This is a genomic window from Streptomyces sp. NPDC059248 (assembly GCF_042753905.1).
GTDB lineage: Bacteria > Actinomycetota > Actinomycetes > Streptomycetales > Streptomycetaceae > Streptomyces.
The window spans coordinates 13438-30237 of the sequence record NZ_JBHYZV010000054.1 but is presented as its reverse complement, the minus strand read 5'-3'; the positions used below and the strand labels follow the sequence as shown (position 1 = coordinate 30237).

Sequence of the window (16800 nt, the reverse complement as noted above, 5' to 3'; positions counted from 1 at the left end):
GGGTGACGATCCGACGCATGTGCCAAAGACGTCGGTCGCCGTTGCTCGCGGTGGTGGTGATCTGGTCCGTGCTGCTGACGCCCGCTCCGGCGGTGGCCGGGGCGACCGATGCCCGGGCCGGCACCGGCACCGGCACCGGTGCCGCGGGTGGGGTCGTCGCCGTCGTGAGCGCGCCCGACGGCGGTTCCGGTGAGGAGGGGGCGTCCCCGGCCGGGACGGATCCGGGGTCGTCGGAAGCCGCACCGGACGGCGGTCCCCCATCAGAACCGGACCCGGAAGCGGAACCCGGAGCAGAAGGCGGTACGGCCCCGGACGCGGGCCGTACCGACCACTCCGCGCCGACTTCGGGCGCCCCGGGCGGTCCCGTCCACGGGCCGGTCACCGGGACCTCCGCCGAGGTGGCCCGGCTGTTCGACGAGACGGCCGGGGTCACGGCCGCGTACGAGCGGAGTCTGCGGGAGACAGGCGTCCTGCAGTCGGCAGCCCTCGGGCTCCAGCAGCGGCTCGGCCACCGCCGTACGGAACTCGCGGCGCTCCTCGACCAGGTGGGCGCGGTCGCCAGGGACCAGTACCGCACCGGCGGTCAGCTCACCGTCACCGCCGGGCTGCTGCTCGCCCGCGACCCGGACGATCTGATGCGCGGCCGGCGGGTCGCCCGGCAGGCCGAGACCGCGGTCGAGCGGCTGCTCGCGCAGGCCCGGGCGGCGGAGCGGCGGCTGTCGGACGCCGAGGACCGGGCGCGCCGGGCCTGGCACGAGCTGGAGCGGCGGACCGCGCGGCTCGCCCGGTCGAAGAAGAGCCTGGAGTCCCGTCTCGAAGCGGCGCGGTGGATCCTCCAGGGCGAGGCGCAGAGCCGGGCGGCGGCGGGTACCTGCCCGAGCCCGGCCCGGCTCACGGCGGGAAGCCCCGGCGCCGGCGCCGACGGAACCGGCAGTACCGCGACCGATAAAACCGGCACCGGAACCGGAACCAGAACTGGAACTCGAACTGACGGAACCGGAATCAACAACGGAACCCTCGGCGGAACGCCGGGCGGCGATGCCTCACCGTCCTGGGTGGCGCCCGTCGACCGGTATCTGCTCTCCGCCGGATTCGGCAGCGGCGGCGCGCGGTGGGCGCATCGCCACACGGGCCAGGACTTCGCCGTCGGTATCGGTGCCCCCGTGCGGTCCGTGGGGGCGGGCCGGGTGCTGACGGTGTCCTGCGGGGGCGCCTTCGGGATCCAGATCGTGGTCCAGCATCCCGGTGGCTATTACACGCAGTACGCGCATCTGTCGTCGGTCGGGGTCGTACGGGGAGAGCCGGTACGCGCCGGGCAGGTGATCGGGCTCGCGGGCTCGACCGGCAACTCGACAGGACCGCATCTCCACTTCGAGGTGCGGCTCACCCCCTATCTGGGGTCGGGGGTCGATCCGGCGGAATGGCTGCGGGCGCGGGGCGTACCGCTGATCTCGTCGGCGGCAGCGGGTACGGGCTGACCCGGCGGCAGCGGGCACGGGCCGACCACCCGGCGGTGTGCGGGTCAGCCGCGCTCGCGCAGGATCCGCTCGATGACGACGGCGACACCGTCGTCGTTGTTGGCGACGGTCCGCCCGGACGCCGCGGCGATCACCTCCGGATGGGCGTTGCCCATCGCGTACGACGTCCCGGCCCAGCGGAGCATCTCCACATCGTTGGGCATATCGCCGAAGGCCACGACCTCCGCGGCCGTGATCCCGCGCTCGGCGCAGCACCGGGCCAGAGTGCTGGCCTTGCTCACCCCGGGGCCGCTGATCTCCAGCAGCGGGCCGGGGCTGGACCGGGTGACGGAGGCGAGGCTTCCGGTGTGCTCGCGGGCGAGGGCGTGGAAAGCGTCGGGTGCCGTGGCCGCGTGGTGGGCCAGCAGTTTCAGTACGGGCGCGGAGCCGACCTCGTCCAGGAGGAGCTTCTCGGCCTCGGCGACGATGGTCCCGGGCTCGTCCTCGTACAGCGTCGGATATCCCGCCTCGTGGTGGAAGCCCGCGGCGGTCTCGATCCCGAACGTCGTCCCGGGCGCCGACGCGCGCAGCGACCGTACGACCCCGAGCGCCGTTTCCCGCTCCAGCGGCTGGACGGCCAGCAGTGTGCCGCCGGACCGCAGATCGACGACGGCGGCGCCGTTCGCGCAGATCGCGAGCCCGTGGCCCTGGACGTGGTCGCTGACGACGTCCATCCAGCGGGCGGGGCGGCCGGTGACGAAGAAGACCTCGATCCCGGCCTCCTCGGCCGCCGCGAGCGCGGCGACGGTACGCGTGGAGACCGACTTGTCGTCGCGCAGCAGGGTGCCGTCCAGGTCCGTGGCGATCAGCCGGGTGGGCGCCGGGGACGGGCTGAGGGGATCGGTTGCAGGGGTCACACACGCATTCTCGCCCACCGGCCCGTACACCTGTACGGGCCGGTGGGCCCCGGTCCTCCGGCGGAGGTCCCGGGGCGACCCGGGGGTGATCAGCGGAGCTGGGCCAGGGCGTCGGAGGCGATCTTCTCGTAGACGGCCTGGTCGGCGGCGAACTCCGAGTCCGGGATCGGCGAGTGGATCACGATCTCGTCGATCCCGAGGGCGAAGTGCGCGCCCGCGAAGTCGACGAACGCGTCGAGGGACTCCAGGGGCGTGCCGCGGTCCGGGGTGAAGCCGGTCAGCAGGACGCGGTCGAGCCCGGCGGGGTCGCGGCCGGCGTCGGCGCAGATCTCCGTCAGCCGCTCGACCTGGGCGCCGATCGCCGCCCGGGACTCCTCGGGCGTCCCCGTGCGGCCGGTCTTCGGGTCGCCCGTGGTCACCCACGCCTGCCCGTAGCGGGCGGCAAGACGCATGCCGCGCGGCCCCGCGGCGGCGACGGCGAACGGCGGCCGCGGCGTCTGGACGCAACCGGGTACGGCCCTGGCCTCCACGGCCGAGTAGTGGGTGCCCTCATGGGTGACCGCGGGCTCGGTGAGCAGCCGGTCCAGCACCGCCGTGAACTCGGCGAACCGGTCGGCGCGCTCCCGGGGCGTCCACGCCTCCTGCCCGAGCGCCGTGGCGTCGAACCCGTCCCCGCCCGCGCCGATACCGAGCGTGAGCCGCCCGCCGGAGATGTCGTCGAGGGTCATCAGCTCTTTGGCGAGGGTGACCGGATGCCGGAAGTTCGGGGAGGTCACCAGGGTGCCGAGCCGGATTCGCGAGGTGGCAGCGGCGGCGGCGGTCAGGGTCGGTATCGCCCCGAACCACGGACCGTCCCGGAAGGCGCGCCAGGTCAGATGGTCATAGGTGTACGCGGCATGGAAGCCGAGCTCCTCGGCCCGCTGCCAGATCGTCCGTCCTTCGGCCCAGCGATGGATGGGAAGGATCACCGTGCTCAGTCGCATTTCACCGACCCTACGTCCGGACTCCGGCCATCGAGGAACGCCGACGGTCCCGGTTCGGGAGCACGCCGACAGGGGGTGCACCGGCGGGAGGAAACCCGGCAGGAGTGCGCATACTGCAGTATGCTGACTCCATGGCTGAAACGACTCGGATCACGGTCACGCTCCCCACCGAACAGGTGGTCGAGCTGAAGAGGCTCACGGACAACGTCTCCGGCTATGTCGCCGAGGCGGTCGCCCGTCAGATCAGGCACCAGCTTCTCGGCGAGGAACTGCGCCGCTACGAGGAGGAGCACGGCGCTTTCACCGAAGAGGAGCTGGCCGCGGCCCGGGCCAGAATCTTTGGCGCGGCGGAGCACCAGGAGCCGGCGAGCGCCGCGTGAACAACCGCTTCGAGACCGTTGTGCTGGACTCCCAAGGGCTGTCCGCCTGGATCACGCAGGATCGGGACGCGCTCGCGTTGATCCGGTCCTTCCATTCGATGGCGGCCGACTTCGTGGTCTGTGCCAACACCATCGTGGAAGCCATGCATGCCCGGGTGAACATGCCTCGACTGCACTGGATCCTCTCCCAGGTCAAGGTGGAAGCGGTGACAGAACAGGCAGCCCGAGCCGCGGCCGGGCTGCTGAAAGAGGCCGGCCTGCACGGGCACAAGTATGCGATCGATGCCACCGTTGCCGAGCTGGCGCTCCGCCGGCCCGGCCCGGTCGTCATGCTCACGTCCGATGTCGACGACATGGCCAAGCTGTGCGGTAACCGCGTACGACTCATCGCGATCTGACTTTCATCGGCAGGGCGGGACGTCCCCGGCGGGTGGTCCGATCGAGCGGGCGTCCGCCACCGAAATTCCGGGGACATCGAGGTTTGATCCACAGCCAACATGAGTTATCCACAGGCTAATTGGCGATTCTGTGGACAACTGGCCTCTGTGATGGGCTTTTTACCCAAGTCCCTTGGGTGGACGGGTTTTTGCCGTCAGGGCGTCCAAGGTTCGTTTCCGCACTTCCCGTTCGGCTGCTGCCGTGATGAACGCGGCTATGTGCTCCGCGCCAACCAGCTCTCGTACGGCCCGGATCGTGGCGGCGGGAAGGGATACCGGTATCCGGTCCGGCGGTCCGGACGGCTCCGCGGGCTGTGGCGGATCCGTCGGCTGGTGGTGGAGCCGGAGCGTCGCGAACATCCTCATCGCCCGTGCCAGTTCGGCGTCCACGGTCTGCTGGGCGAGCGGCTTGAGCCGGCGGACCAACGCCGCCGCCTCGGTCGCCTCCGCTTCGTCCGGCGGCCCGGCACCGAGACAGCGGGCGAAGAGGTGTTCCGTCGTGAACTCCAGAAAACCCGCCGCGATATGTTCCACCTGTCCGCGAACGTCCCGCAGCTGCCCCGCTATCGCCGACAGCGGCACCCCGGCGGCGTGCAACTCTGCCGCCACCGCCAGCTCCTGGGGACTGGGCACCAGGAACACGTCCTCCTCCCCGGGCACCGCCTCCAGCACCCCCAGTTCGATCGCGTCCGCCACGGACCGCTCGTCGGGGCCGCCGCCGAACGCCGATGCGAGCTCGGCCCGGGTCACCCGGGTCGGCTCCTCGTCCGTCCACGGCCCCCGGACCTCCGCGACCAGACCGAGCACCCCGCCCAGCCCGCGCCCGGTGTCCCACGCCTCCAGCAACTCCTTGATCGAGGCCAGGGTGTAGCCGCGGTCGAGGAGATCGGCGATCTGCCGGAGCCGCCCGAGGTGGGCGGAGCCGTACACATTCGACCGCCCCCGCCGCTCCGGCCTCGGCAGCAGCCCCCGGTCCTGATAGGCCCGGATCGTCCGGACCGTGGCACCACTCAGCTGTGCCAGATCCTCGATCCGGTACTCGGCGACCGGCCGCTCCGCCATGTCGACCCCCCTCTCCGCGCCCTCGGGACACCCGTCCCCGACCCGACTCCGCCCGCCGATGTCACAGGGGCGGCTCCAGACGGGCCGCCCCGCGCAGCATCCTCGGCGCGAACCGGGACATCAGCAGCGCCCCGCGCGCCTCGGGCGTCACCGGGACCACGGCGCTGTTGCGGACCACCGCGCGCAGGATCGCGTCCGCCACCTTCTCCGGCGGGTAGTTCCTCAGGCGGTACAACCGGGCCGACTTGCGCCGCCGCCGCTGCTCCTCGGCCGCGTCAACACCGGTGAACCGCGCGGTGGACGCGATGCCCGTGTTCACGATGCCCGGACAGATCGCCGTCACCCCGATCTCCCGCCCCGCCAGTTCGGCCCGCAGGCTCTGGCTGAGCATCAGCACGGCCGCCTTCGACGTCCCGTAGGCGGGCAGCGCCTTGGAGGGCTGATAGGCCGCCGCCGACGCGATATTGACGATATGGCCGCCCTGGCCGCGGTCGGCCATCTGCCGGCCGAAGAGCCGGCAGCCGTGGATCACCCCCCACAGATTGACGTCGAGGACCTTCCGCCAGTCGTCCGACGAGGTCTCCAGGAACGGTCCCGACATCCCGATCCCCGCGTTGTTGACGAGGACGTCCACCACCCCGTACGCCCCGGCCACCTTCTCCGCCAGCTTCTCCATCGCCGTCTCGTCGGCGACGTCGACCTGTTCGGACCAGGCCTCGGGCGCGCCGATCAGCCGGGCCAGCTCGGCCGTCCGCGCCGCGCCCTCGGCGTCCCGGTCCACGGCCACCACCCGTGCGCCCGCCTCCGCGAAGGCGAACGCCGTCGCCCGTCCGATACCGCTCGCCGCGCCCGTCACCAGCACCAGACGCCCGCCGAACCGCTCGGCGTACGGCCCGGACGCGGGCGCCGGGCCGACCGCCGTCCCCGCCGTGCCCGTGGGGCTGTCCTCATGGGCACGGGCGAAGTCGGCGATCCACGTCGACAACTGGTCGGGCCTGGTCCGCGGTATCCAGTGCCCGGCCGCCAGCGACCGGCGGGTCAGCCGGGGCACCCACTCCTCCAGGCCGTCGTAGACCCGCCGTGACAGATACGGGTCCCCGGCGGGCGTGATCAGCTGGACCGGGCAGTGCGCGTACGCGTCCCGGCGCGGCCGGGACAGCCGGGCCCGGATGTTGTCCCGGTAGAGCCAGGCGCCGTGCGCCGCGTCGTCGGGCAGCGACGGCGTCGGATACCCGTCACCGGACAGCCTCTCCCGCCGGGCCAGCAACCCGGGCCAGGCCCGGCCGAGCGGTCCGCGCCAGGCCAGTTCGGGCAGGGCGGGCGTATGCAGCGCGTACACGTACCAGGAACGGGCGCCCTGGCCCAGCAACTGGGCGAGCCCCCGGGGCGTGGGGCGCGCGGCCCGCCGCCGCAGCCAGTGGCCCAGATGGTCGAGCGACGGCCCCGACATCGAGGTGAAGGAGGCGATCCGGCCCTCGGTACGCGCCACGGTGACGAACTCCCATGCCTGGACCGACCCCCAGTCGTGGCCGACGACATGAACCGGCTCGTCCGGGCTCACCGCGTCCACCACCGCCAGGAAGTCGTCCGTCAGCTTCTCCAGCGTGAAGCCACCGCGCAGGGGACGCGGCGCGGAGGAGCGGCCGTGGCCCCGGACGTCGTACAGCACCACATGGAAACCGTGCTCACCGGCCAGCCGCCCGGCGACCTCCGACCACACCTCCTTGCTGTCGGGGTAGCCGTGGACGAGAACGATCGTGGGCCGCTCCGCGTCGCCCGACTCGGCCACGCACAGATCGACCCCGCCCGACCGCACCCACCGCTCCCGCACACCGGGGCTCCCCGCCGCCGCCCCACCGGACCCGTCCCGGGCGCGCCCGCGTCCCGCGCCCGTACCGCCCGTATCGCCCGTACCGTCCGTACCGTCCGTACCGCTGTCGTGTGCCCCGTCGCTCACGCCCACGCCTCCCCCGCGTTCGGTGCCTCTGTGCTCCCGCCAGGCCGGCGCCGCACATGCGGCAGATCGTCGTCCAGCCAGAACGCGCTCTCCACCGGATCGGCGGAGTCCGTGACGACCAGCAACTCCTCGAACTTCGCGCCCGTCCGCCGGAATCCGAGATGCGGCTCCACCGCCCACAGCCCCGGCCGTGGCGGATGGTCCGAGAAGCGATACGGACTCCACAGCGGCGACCAGCCCTCCCGGTGGCCGCGCACCGCGTCGCTCGCCAGACCCTTCAGCGCCTGGGTGCCGAAACCGAGGACACTCGGCGACCAGCGGCTCTCCCGGACCCGGTCGACCCTGTGCGCGATCACCCCGAAGGGATAGGCCCGATGACGGTTGGCATAGCCCTGCCGCACCATCAGCCGGTCCACGTCCTCGTAGATCTCCCGCAGCGACCTGCGCTCCCGGACCTCGCGCAGGATCAGCTCACGGTGCTCCCGCAGATCCCGGAGCATCGTGTCGTGCAGCGGATTCGGGCCGAGGCAGCCCGAATAGCCCACATCCGCCGTGAACCCGCCGTGGATCGGGGCCATATCGAGGATGAACGGCATACCCGGCTCCAGCACCCGGTCCGTGGGGAAGAACTGGAGCGGTATCCGGAAGCCGGTGAAGGCCGTACGGTCGCCGAACCAGGCGAAGGGGAGATGGAACCAGTCCCGCACCCCGCGCCGCCGCAGCCACCGCCGCTGCATCCGGGCCGCCTCCCGCTCGGTGACCCCCGGCCGCAACTGCCCGGCCACCGCCTCCGCGCACTCGTACGCCAGCCGCTGCACCGCGCGGAACCCGCGTAACTCCGCCGGGCCGAACCCGCCCGGCCCACCGGACGCCACCGCCGCCGCACCGCCCGGAGGAACCGCCACCGCCGCCGAGGTCATACCACCGCCCCCTGCCCGTCCCGTGTGCGTACCGTCGCTCTCCGCACTCGTCATGTGACATGGATGAATGTGACAATCCCCGGCGGCGGCGTCAAGGCCACGCATCCGCCTGTGGACAACCCGCCGCGCGGGCACCGCCCTGTAGCACCGCCCCGTAACACCTCGTACCACCCCCGTACCGTCCCGTACTCCGTCGTCGGTATCGGCGGCTTCGACGAACGGACGACATCCCCACCGCCCCGACGCCGACTTTCGCAGCGCCCCCTAAGGCCATGTCCACCTCAGGTCTGACAGGGATCCGACCAACAAGGCTGATGCTCCGGCAACGGGCCGCCACTACGGTCGGAGGGTGACTGTGATCGCCACCGAAAGCCTCAGCATGCGGTTCCCCCGGGTGACCGCTCTCGACCGGCTCTCCTTGGACATCGGACCGGGTGTGACCGGACTGGTGGGTGCCAACGGGGCCGGAAAGTCCACCCTGATCAAGATCCTCCTGGGCCTGACCCCCGCCACGGAGGGCCGTGCCGCCGTGCTCGGCTTCGACGTGGCCACCGACGGCGGTTCGATCCGCGAACACGTCGGCTACATGCCCGAGCACGACTGTCTGCCGCCCGACGTCTCGGCCACCGAGTTCGTCGTCCATATGGCCCGGATGTCCGGACTGCCGCCCGCCGCCGCGCGGGAACGCACCGCCGACACCCTGCGCCATGTCGGCCTCTACGAGGAGCGGTACCGCCCCATCGGCGGCTACTCGACCGGTATGAAGCAGCGCGTCAAGCTCGCCCAGGCGCTGGTCCACGACCCCAAGCTGGTCCTCCTCGACGAGCCGACCAACGGCCTCGACCCGGTGGGCCGGGACGAGATGCTGGGACTGATCCGCCGCGTCCACACGGACTTCGGCATCTCCGTCCTGGTCACCTCGCACCTCCTCGGCGAACTCGAACGCACCTGTGACCACGTCGTCGTCATCGACGGCGGCAAACTGCTGCGCTCCAGCTCCACCAGCGACTTCACCCAGCTCACCACCACCCTCGCCGTCGAGGTCACCGACACCGACGAGCACCCCGACGGCACCGCCGTCCTCCGGGAGCGCCTCGCCGCCGCCGGGGTCGTCCTCCACGACCGCGTGGAGGAGGGCCTGCCCGGCGCCGGGCACGTCCTCCTGATCGAGGCGGAGGGGGAGCGTACGTACGACACCGTCCGCGATGTCGTCGTCGACCTCGGCCTCGGCCTCGTCCGCATGGAACAGCGCCGCCACCACATCGCGGAGGTCTTCCAGGCGAACCATGACAACCGTGACAACCACGACAACCGCGGTAGCCACGACGACCACGGCACCGGTGACGCCGGCCCGCCCGAACCCACCGCCGCCCCGGCGGCGGCCGCACACCCGGCCCCGGCCGTGAAGGGGGACCCCCGATGAACAGCAGGACCCCCGTTCCGGCCCCGGGCTCGCCCGCGGGGAACACCGACGCCGCGCGCATCCACAACATCGGCTACCGCAACTACGGCGGACAGCGCCTGGGCCGTGCCTATGTGCGCAGGTCCCTCTTCGTGCAGTCCCTGCGCGGTTCCTTCGGGCTCGGCCGCTCGGCCAAGTCCAAGGTCCTGCCGATGCTGCTGTTCGCCGTGATGTGCCTGCCCGCACTGATCATCGTCGCGGTCGCCGTCACCGTGGACTCCAAGAAGCTCCCGCTGGACTACCCCGAGTACGCGGTCTACCTCCAGGCGGTCATCGGCCTGTTCATCGCCTCCCAGGCGCCGCAGGCCGTCTCCCGCGACCTGCGGTTCCGGACGGTGCCCCTCTATTTCTCACGCCCGATCGAGCGGGTCGACTACGTCCTCGCCAAGTACGGCGCCATGGCGTCGGCGATGCTCATCCTGACCGGCACCCCGCTCCTCCTGCTCTACCTCGGGGCGCTGCTCGCCAAGATGGACTTCCTCGACCAGACGAAGTACTTCGCGCAGGGCCTGGTCGCCGCCGCCCTCCTCTCCGTGCTCTTCGCCGGGCTCGGCCTGGTCCTGGCCGCCGCCACCCCCCGCCGGGGCTTCGGTGTCGCCGCGATCATCGCCATGCTGACCATCACCTACGGCGCCGTATCCAGCGTCCAGGGGATCGCCGAGGGCACCGAGAACGGCGACATCGTGCAGTGGCTCGGCCTGTTCTCGCCGCACACCCTCGTCTACGGCATCCAGACCGCCTTCCTCGGCGCGGACTCCGTCTTCCCCGGTGGCCACGAGCCCGGTACCGGAATCGGTGCGCTCTACGTCCTGGCCGTCCTCGCGCTGATCGCCGGGTCGTACGCCCTGCTGATGAGCCGCTACCGGAAGGCAGGGCTGTGACCGACCCGCTGCACACCCCCAACGCAACCCGCCGCGAGCCCCTCGGACCGACCCGGTCCGGGTTCCGGCAGAGCCGAGAGAACGGGCCGCGCCCATGACCACCATCTCCATCGACCACGTCTCCCGGTGGTTCGGAAACGTCGTCGCCGTCAACGACATCACCATGGACATCGGCCCCGGCGTCACCGGTCTGCTGGGCCCGAACGGAGCCGGGAAGTCCACTCTCATCAACATGATGGGTGGTTTTCTGGCGCCCTCCACGGGAAGTGTCACCCTGGACGGCACCGCGATCTGGCGCAACGAGTCCGCCTACCGCGAGATCGGCGTCGTGCCCGAGCGCGAGGCGATGTACGACTTCCTCACCGGCCGGGAGTTCGTCGTCGCCAACGCCGAACTGCACGGCCTGGGCGACCGGGAAGCCGCCCGAGCCCTCGCCACGGTCGAGATGGAGTACGCGCAGGACCGCAAGATCGCCACGTACAGCAAGGGCATGCGCCAGCGCGTGAAGATGGCGTCGGCGCTGGTCCACGAACCGTCCGTGCTGCTGCTCGACGAGCCGTTCAACGGCATGGACCCCCGGCAGCGCATGCAGCTCATGGAGCTGCTGCGACACATGGGAGCCGAGGGCCGTACGGTGCTGTTCTCCTCCCACATCCTGGAGGAGGTGGAGCAGCTCGCCTCGCATATCGAGGTGATCGTCGCCGGGCGGCATGCCGCGTCCGGGGACTTCCGCCGGATCCGGCGGCTGATGACGGACCGGCCGCACCGCTATCTGGTCCGCTCCACCGACGACCGCGCGCTCGCGGCGGCGCTGATCGCCGACCCGTCGACCGCCGGGATCGAGGTCGACACGACCGAGGGTGCCCTGCACATCCAGGCCGTCGACTTCGGCCGCTTCACCGAACTCCTGCCGCGCGTCGCCCGGCGGCACTCCATCCGGCTGCTCACGGTCTCGCCGTCGGACGAGTCCCTCGAGTCGGTCTTCTCGTACCTCGTAACGGCCTGAAAGGAGCTGTGACGCCACCATGTATCACCCCACGGTCGCCCGGCTCACCTACCGGGCCGTACTCGGCCGCCGCCGCGCCGCCATCCTCTTCATCCTGCCGGGGCTGCTGCTGCTCATCGCGGCCGCGGTCCGCGGTTTCCACGGCGCCGACGACCAGGTCGCCAACGACCTGCTGGCCGGTTTCGCCATCGCCACGATGGTGCCGCTGATCGGAGTCATCGCCGGTACCGGCGCGATCGGTCCCGAGATCGACGACGGCTCCATCGTCTATCTGCTCGCCAAGCCGGTGAAGCGGCCGACGATCATCCTCACCAAGCTGATCGTCGCCATCGCCGTCACCATGGCTTTCTCCGCGATCCCGACCTTGATCGCGGGCTTCATCCTCAACGGCAACGGCCAGCAGATCGCCATCGCCTACACCGTCGCCGCCCTCTTCGGCTCGATCGCCTACAGCGCGCTGTTCCTGCTGATCGGCACCGTCAGCCGGAACGCCGTCGTGATCGGTCTGATCTACGCCCTGGTGTGGGAGGGCGTGTTCGGCAGCCTGATCGAGGGGGCCAAGACCCTCAGCGTGCAGCAGTGGTCCCTGGCGCTGGCCGAGCGGATCGCCGCCGACGGAATGGTCGGCTCCGCCGTGGGCCTGCCGGCCGCGATCGTGCTGCTGACCGTCGCCACGGTCGCCGCGACCTGGTACGCGGGACAGCGGCTGAAGGTGCTGAAGCTGGCCGGCGAGGAGTGAGTTACTGACTGGCTGACGGGCTGGCTGACGGACAGGCAGGCAGGCAGGCAGGTGGACGGGCTCGGGGCGCGGTGGCACGACCGTCGCGGCCGGGCCCGTTTTCGTACCCTCGTACGTCTCGGAAGCCGAGTCGGCTTCCGAGTGGTGGCCCGAGCCCGGCGAGACCCCGAGCCCGGAGACCCCGAGCCAAGGTCCGGATTCGGGTCCGGATTCGGGTCCGTGAACGGAAATTCGGTGGCGGGGCACCGGTGTTGAGGGGAGAGTGGAGCAGCCGGGACAACCGGACTCCGGGACCGGGAGAGGAGCGCGACGACACCCTGTGTGCGTCGGGCTTCCGTCCGGGCGGGCACCGGCCAGGCCGCGGAGCCGCCGTCACGGCGGGACTCCGCGCCGCGGTGCGGCCCGAGGGGGCGGTCGCTTCGAGCGCGCGTATGCGCGGACCGCCCCCTTCCCCCGGCACCGGCGGTCGATCCGGCGGAGCGGACCCGTGAACGGACCACCCGGCCAATCCGGCCGGTGTACGGACCCGGTGGATCAAGCCGGTGGATCGGACCCGGCGAATCCGGCCGGTGCACGGGTTCGGCGGATCAGGCCGCGAGCAGGGACTCCAGCTTCACCGCGATACCGTCCTCGTCGTTCGACGCGGTCGTCTCGTCGGCGACGGCCTTCAACTCGTCGTGCGCGTTCGCCATGGCGACCCCGTGCGCGGCCCAGCCGAACATCGGTACGTCATTGGGCATATCGCCGAAGGCGATCGTGTCGGCGGCCTTCAGCCCCAGCCGGCGCGAGGCGAGGGAGAGCCCGGTGGCCTTGGTCAGCCCCAGCGGTATCAGCTCCACGACGCCCGGCCCCGCCATGACCACATCGACCAGACCGCCCACGGTCTCCTTCGCGACCCGGGTCAGCTCGTCGTCGTCGAGGTCCCGGTGCTGGATGTAGATCTTGTTGAGGGGCTCGGCCCACAACTGGTCGACCTCGGTCAGCGGGAGGTACGGCAGCGGCCCCTCATGGGCCACGTAGTCCGCGCTGACCAGGACGTCTCCGTCGAGCCCGTCCCGGCTGGCGGCGAGCGCCACCCGCCCGATCTCGGCCTCCAGCTTGGCCAGCGCGATCGCGGCGATCTTCCGGTCGAGCGTGAGGGACGTCAGCAGCCGGTGCTCGCCGGCGTGGTACACCTGCGCGCCCTGGCCGCAGACCGCGAGACCCCGGTAACCGAGGTCGTCGAGTATGTACCGCGTCCACGGCACCCCGCGGCCCGTCACCACGATATGCGCGGCGCCCGCGTCCGTGGCGGCGCCGAGGGCGTCCCGGGTCCGCGCGGAGACCGTGCCGTCCCCGCGCAGAAGCGTTCCGTCAAGATCGGTGGCAACCAGCCGGTACGGAAACCCTCCCGACCGGTCCGCCGTCTCCCGCCGCTCCCGGGGCTCGTCCGCCGGGCTCACCGGGAGACCGGTTCCAGCAGTTCCCGGCCGCCGAGGTAGGGGCGGAGCATCTCGGGCACCCGGACCGAACCGTCCGCGAGCTGGTGGTTCTCCAGCAGGGCCACGATCGTGCGCGGAACGGCGCAGAGCGTGCCGTTCAGCGTCGACAGCGGCCGGGTCTTCTTGCCGTCCCGGACCCGGATCGACAGCCGGCGGGCCTGGAAGCCGTCGCAGTTCGACGCGGACGTCAGCTCGCGGTACTTGCCCTGGGTGGGGATCCACGCCTCGCAGTCGAACTTCCGCGTGGCGGAGGCCCCGAGGTCGGCGGAGGCGACGTCGATGACCTGGAAGGGCAGTTCGAGGCCGGTGAGCCACTGCTTCTCCCAGTCGAGGAGCCGCCGGTGCTCGGCCTCGGCGTCCTCGGGGTCCACGTACGAGAACATCTCGACCTTGTCGAACTGGTGTACCCGGAAGATGCCGCGGGTGTCCTTGCCGTACGTGCCCGCCTCGCGCCGGAAGCAGGGCGAGAAGCCCGCGTACCGCAGCGGCAGCTTCTCGGCGTCGATGATCTCGTCCATGTGGTACGCGGCGAGGGCCACCTCGGAGGTGCCGACCAGGTAGTAGTCGTCCTTCTCCAGGTGGTAGACGTTCTCCGCGGCCTGGCCGAGGAAGCCGGTGCCCTCCATGGCGCGCGGGCGGACCAGTGCGGGGGTGAGCATCGGGATGAACCCGGCCTCGGTGGCCTGCGCGATCGCCGCGTTGACCAGGGCCAGCTCCAGCAGCGCGCCGATGCCGGTCAGATAGTAGAAACGGGAGCCGGAGACCTTGGCGCCGCGCTCGACGTCGATCGCGCCGAGCTTCTCGCCCAGCTCCAGATGGTCCCGGGGCTCGAAGCCCTCGGCCGCGAAGTCGCGGATCGTGCCGTGGGTCTCCAGGACGACGAAGTCCTCCTCGCCGCCGACGGGGACGTCGGGGTGGACGAGGTTGCCCAGGCGCAGCAGCAGCTCGCGGGTCTGCTCGTCGGCCTCGTTCTGCGCCGCCTCGGCCGCCTTGACCTCGGTCTTCAGCTGCTCGGCCCGCTTCAGCAGCTCGGCCCGCTCCTCGGGGGTCGCCTTGGGGACGAGCTTGCCGAGAGACTTCTGCTCGGAACGCAGCTCGTCGAAGCGGGCGCCGGAGGACCTGCGGCGCTCATCGGCGGAGAGCAGGGCGTCGACGAGTCCGACGTCCTCTCCACGGGCGCGCTGGGAGGCGCGAACACGGTCGGGGTCCTCACGGAGCAGGCGAAGGTCAATCACCCCACCAGGCTACCGGTGCCCGCCTCTCACACGGCCACCTCATATTGCGTTCAGTTGGCTTCTGTCCGCATTGGTGACATTTGCCGGTATTTGGCGGATTGTGGAGTGGTGAAGGGATTCGAGGGCGGGGTGCCGCTATCCGCCGCCTGCCGGGGGTTCGGCGGACAGGGGGCGGCGGAATGGGGTCGGGAGGGTGCTCTCGGGCCGCCCGGAGCGCGTCAAGCGGGATCCTCGCGGATCGCCGGAACGGGGCACGGTGGTGCGGCTGGAATTGACCCATGTTCCTTGTGTTCCCGGGGATTTGAGACTTCGTTGTCCACAGGGTGGCCGGTTCCCGAAAAGTTATCCACAGGCTGTGTGAGAAAACTGTGGATTCCGGAAGTGATCATTCCTGTGGGCTCTCGCCCCGCGTTCGGGATTCCCTTGCCAAACCCCCTCCATCCACTCATTCGGGTGGGAATTACTCCCTCCAAAGAGGTGGTGGATGAAACGAAGGTGACGAGCGGATGTCCCGGACCCCCTGGCCGTGCTGTGGATGATGTGACGCCGACCACGGCCGTCGAGGGGGCCGGAGAGGGCTTGTGGGCCGATTTGTCGACGATGGCGTGCCGGACTGTCGACTTGTCCCCAGGTCGAGAGTCCGAGCCTGTGGATAACTCTGTGGATAATGAAAATCAGCAGGTAGGACAGTTCCGGTCAGCCGACCGCGACCGGCTACTCGGACGCGGCGGGGTCGTGTCGACCCGACAGGGCCCGCGGCGGCCGTGTGGGGTTCCTCGGACCAGGCCGGACTCATCGGACCGGCCCGGGTGGCGGCCGGACCGCTCAGGCCCGGCCGTCCTGGCAGCGGGCCAGCCAGTCCGACGCTTCCGTGAAGTCGGTGTCCGTCGTCCCCGCCCGAGGGCCACGGACCTCGTCCGCCGACACGCCCGCCCGCGGGTACGACCCCAGGAACCGCACCTCGGGACAGATCCGCTTCAATCCCATCAGCGCCTCGCCCACCCTGCGGTCGGCGATGTGCCCCTCGGCGTCGACCGCGAAGCAGTAGTTGCCGATGCCCTGCCCCGTGGGGCGGGACTGGAGCAGCATCAGGTTGACACCCCGTACCGCGAACTCCTGCAACAGCTCCAGCAGACCGCCGGGGTGGTCCTCCCGCTGCCAGATGACCACCGAGGTCTTGTCGGCCCCGGTGGGCGCCGCGGGCCGCGCGGGGCGGCCGACCAGCACGAACCGGGTCTCCGCGTTCTCCGCGTCGTGGATGTCGGTCACCAGGGCTTCCAGTCCGTACGTCGCCGCCGCGAACTCACCCGCGAACGCCGCGTCGTACCGTCCCTCCTGCACCAGGCGCGCGCCGTCGGCGTTGGACGCGGCCGACTCCCACAGGGCGTCCGGCAGATGGGCCCGCAGCCACTTGCGCACCTGGGGCTGGGCGACCGGATGCCCGGTCACGGTCTTGATCTCCGACAGCTTCGTCCCCGGCCGCACCAGCAGCGCGAAGGCGATCGGCAGCAGCACCTCGCGGTAGATCATCAGCGGCTCGCCCGACGCCAGCTCGTCCAGGGTCGCGGTCACCCCGCCCTCGACCGAGTTCTCGATGGGGACGAAGGCCGCCGCCGCGTCGCCGTTCCGTACGGCGTCGAGCGCGGCCGGTACCGACACCATCGGGACGAGTTCCCGGGTGGCGGCCTCCGGCAGTGTGCGGAGGGCGGCCTCGGTGAAGGTGCCCTCGGGACCCAGATACGTATACCGCGTGGCTGACATACGGTCACCCTAGTAGGACGGGCGGGCCCGGCCCGGCGATCGGCGGAAGGACCCGGAATCCGCCCGCCCGGACCTCGGCCGTCCCACCGGCCGCGTCCCGGCCGCCGCGTCCCGTTCGCCTC

15 protein-coding genes are annotated in these 16800 nt (G+C 71.3%); 7 read left to right on the top strand and 8 right to left on the bottom strand.

Annotated elements, in window-relative coordinates:
* Window positions 1–17: 17 nt before the first annotated feature.
* Window positions 18–1478 (top strand): peptidoglycan DD-metalloendopeptidase family protein, encoded by a 1461-nt coding sequence (locus tag ACFXG1_RS22520; RefSeq protein WP_384708263.1) that lies wholly within the window; start codon window positions 18–20, stop codon window positions 1476–1478.
* 44 nt (window positions 1479–1522) lie between these two features.
* On the opposite strand, the gene ACFXG1_RS22515 is transcribed toward ACFXG1_RS22520, so the two are convergent.
* Both ACFXG1_RS22515 and ACFXG1_RS22510 read right to left on the bottom strand, forming a co-directional pair.
* The gene (locus tag ACFXG1_RS22515; RefSeq protein ID WP_384708260.1) at window positions 1523–2374 is read right to left on the bottom strand and encodes a Cof-type HAD-IIB family hydrolase; all 852 of its coding nucleotides are present in this window, start codon (window positions 2372–2374) and stop codon (window positions 1523–1525) included.
* Window positions 2375–2463: 89 nt separating this feature from the next.
* Window positions 2464–3357: an LLM class flavin-dependent oxidoreductase gene (locus tag ACFXG1_RS22510; RefSeq protein WP_384708257.1), complete on the bottom strand. Its 894-nt coding sequence runs from the start codon at window positions 3355–3357 to the stop codon at window positions 2464–2466.
* 131 nt (window positions 3358–3488) lie between these two features.
* Between ACFXG1_RS22510 and ACFXG1_RS22505 the strand changes: the two genes are divergently transcribed.
* Together ACFXG1_RS22505 and ACFXG1_RS22500 are read left to right on the top strand one after the other, a co-directional pair.
* Window positions 3489–3737, top strand: a complete 249-nt coding sequence (locus ACFXG1_RS22505) for a hypothetical protein (RefSeq protein ID WP_384708254.1) — start codon at window positions 3489–3491, stop codon at window positions 3735–3737.
* The gene (locus ACFXG1_RS22500; protein WP_384708251.1) at window positions 3734–4135 is read left to right on the top strand and encodes a DNA-binding protein; all 402 of its coding nucleotides are present in this window, start codon (window positions 3734–3736) and stop codon (window positions 4133–4135) included. The genes ACFXG1_RS22505 and ACFXG1_RS22500 overlap by 4 nt, the downstream gene beginning before the upstream one ends.
* A gap of 159 nt (window positions 4136–4294) precedes the next feature.
* On the opposite strand, the gene ACFXG1_RS22495 is transcribed toward ACFXG1_RS22500, so the two are convergent.
* The 3 genes from ACFXG1_RS22495 to ACFXG1_RS22485 all read right to left on the bottom strand — a co-directional run bounded on the left by ACFXG1_RS22495 (window position 4295) and on the right by ACFXG1_RS22485 (window position 8113).
* On the bottom strand, window positions 4295–5236 hold the full coding sequence (locus ACFXG1_RS22495; protein ID WP_384708248.1) for a MerR family transcriptional regulator: 942 nt from the start codon (window positions 5234–5236) through the stop codon (window positions 4295–4297).
* Window positions 5237–5297: 61 nt separating this feature from the next.
* Window positions 5298–7067, bottom strand: a complete 1770-nt coding sequence (locus ACFXG1_RS22490; RefSeq protein WP_384708278.1) for an SDR family oxidoreductase — start codon at window positions 7065–7067, stop codon at window positions 5298–5300.
* A 122-nt stretch (window positions 7068–7189) separates the two neighbouring features.
* Window positions 7190–8113 (bottom strand): M24 family metallopeptidase, encoded by a 924-nt coding sequence (locus tag ACFXG1_RS22485; RefSeq protein ID WP_384708245.1) that lies wholly within the window; start codon window positions 8111–8113, stop codon window positions 7190–7192.
* A 355-nt stretch (window positions 8114–8468) separates the two neighbouring features.
* Between ACFXG1_RS22485 and ACFXG1_RS22480 the strand changes: the two genes are divergently transcribed.
* The 4 genes from ACFXG1_RS22480 (at window position 8469) to ACFXG1_RS22465 (ending at window position 12201) form a co-directional block, all read left to right on the top strand.
* On the top strand, window positions 8469–9536 hold the full coding sequence (locus tag ACFXG1_RS22480) for an ABC transporter ATP-binding protein (protein ID WP_384708242.1): 1068 nt from the start codon (window positions 8469–8471) through the stop codon (window positions 9534–9536).
* Window positions 9533–10456 carry an ABC transporter permease gene (locus tag ACFXG1_RS22475; protein WP_384708239.1) on the top strand — a complete coding sequence of 308 codons (924 nt, stop codon included), beginning with the start codon at window positions 9533–9535 and terminating at the stop codon, window positions 10454–10456. The genes ACFXG1_RS22480 and ACFXG1_RS22475 overlap by 4 nt, the downstream gene beginning before the upstream one ends.
* Window positions 10457–10550: 94 nt before the next feature.
* Window positions 10551–11462, top strand: coding sequence for an ABC transporter ATP-binding protein (locus ACFXG1_RS22470; RefSeq protein ID WP_384708236.1), 912 nt, complete (start codon window positions 10551–10553; stop codon window positions 11460–11462).
* A 19-nt stretch (window positions 11463–11481) separates the two neighbouring features.
* On the top strand, window positions 11482–12201 hold the full coding sequence (locus tag ACFXG1_RS22465; protein ID WP_384708233.1) for an ABC transporter permease: 720 nt from the start codon (window positions 11482–11484) through the stop codon (window positions 12199–12201).
* Between the two features lie 587 nt (window positions 12202–12788).
* Here the strand turns inward: ACFXG1_RS22465 and ACFXG1_RS22460 are convergent.
* The 3 genes from ACFXG1_RS22460 to pheA form a co-directional block, all read right to left on the bottom strand.
* On the bottom strand, window positions 12789–13643 hold the full coding sequence (locus ACFXG1_RS22460) for an HAD family hydrolase (RefSeq protein WP_384708230.1): 855 nt from the start codon (window positions 13641–13643) through the stop codon (window positions 12789–12791).
* Window positions 13640–14917 (bottom strand): serine--tRNA ligase, encoded by a 1278-nt coding sequence (gene serS / locus ACFXG1_RS22455; protein ID WP_384708227.1) that lies wholly within the window; start codon window positions 14915–14917, stop codon window positions 13640–13642. The genes ACFXG1_RS22460 and serS overlap by 4 nt, the downstream gene beginning before the upstream one ends.
* Window positions 14918–15742: 825 nt before the next feature.
* Window positions 15743–16678, bottom strand: coding sequence for a prephenate dehydratase (gene pheA, locus ACFXG1_RS22450; RefSeq protein ID WP_384708224.1), 936 nt, complete (start codon window positions 16676–16678; stop codon window positions 15743–15745).
* Window positions 16679–16800: the final 122 nt, after the last annotated feature.

What these genes read in the sequence shown, in the direction of transcription:
- ACFXG1_RS22465 (WP_384708233.1), top strand. Translation starts at nt 11,482, where the DNA reads ATGTATCACCCCACGGTCGCCCGGCTCACCTACCGGGCCGTACTCGGC.
- pheA (WP_384708224.1), bottom strand. Translation starts at nt 16,678, where the DNA reads ATGTCAGCCACGCGGTATACGTATCTGGGTCCCGAGGGCACCTTCACC.
- ACFXG1_RS22470 (WP_384708236.1), top strand. Translation starts at nt 10,551, where the DNA reads ATGACCACCATCTCCATCGACCACGTCTCCCGGTGGTTCGGAAACGTC.
- ACFXG1_RS22475 (WP_384708239.1), top strand. Translation starts at nt 9,533, where the DNA reads ATGAACAGCAGGACCCCCGTTCCGGCCCCGGGCTCGCCCGCGGGGAAC.
- ACFXG1_RS22510 (WP_384708257.1), bottom strand. Translation starts at nt 3,357, where the DNA reads ATGCGACTGAGCACGGTGATCCTTCCCATCCATCGCTGGGCCGAAGGA.
- ACFXG1_RS22495 (WP_384708248.1), bottom strand. Translation starts at nt 5,236, where the DNA reads ATGGCGGAGCGGCCGGTCGCCGAGTACCGGATCGAGGATCTGGCACAG.
- ACFXG1_RS22520 (WP_384708263.1), top strand. Translation starts at nt 18, where the DNA reads ATGTGCCAAAGACGTCGGTCGCCGTTGCTCGCGGTGGTGGTGATCTGG.
- ACFXG1_RS22485 (WP_384708245.1), bottom strand. Translation starts at nt 8,113, where the DNA reads ATGACCTCGGCGGCGGTGGCGGTTCCTCCGGGCGGTGCGGCGGCGGTG.
- ACFXG1_RS22505 (WP_384708254.1), top strand. Translation starts at nt 3,489, where the DNA reads ATGGCTGAAACGACTCGGATCACGGTCACGCTCCCCACCGAACAGGTG.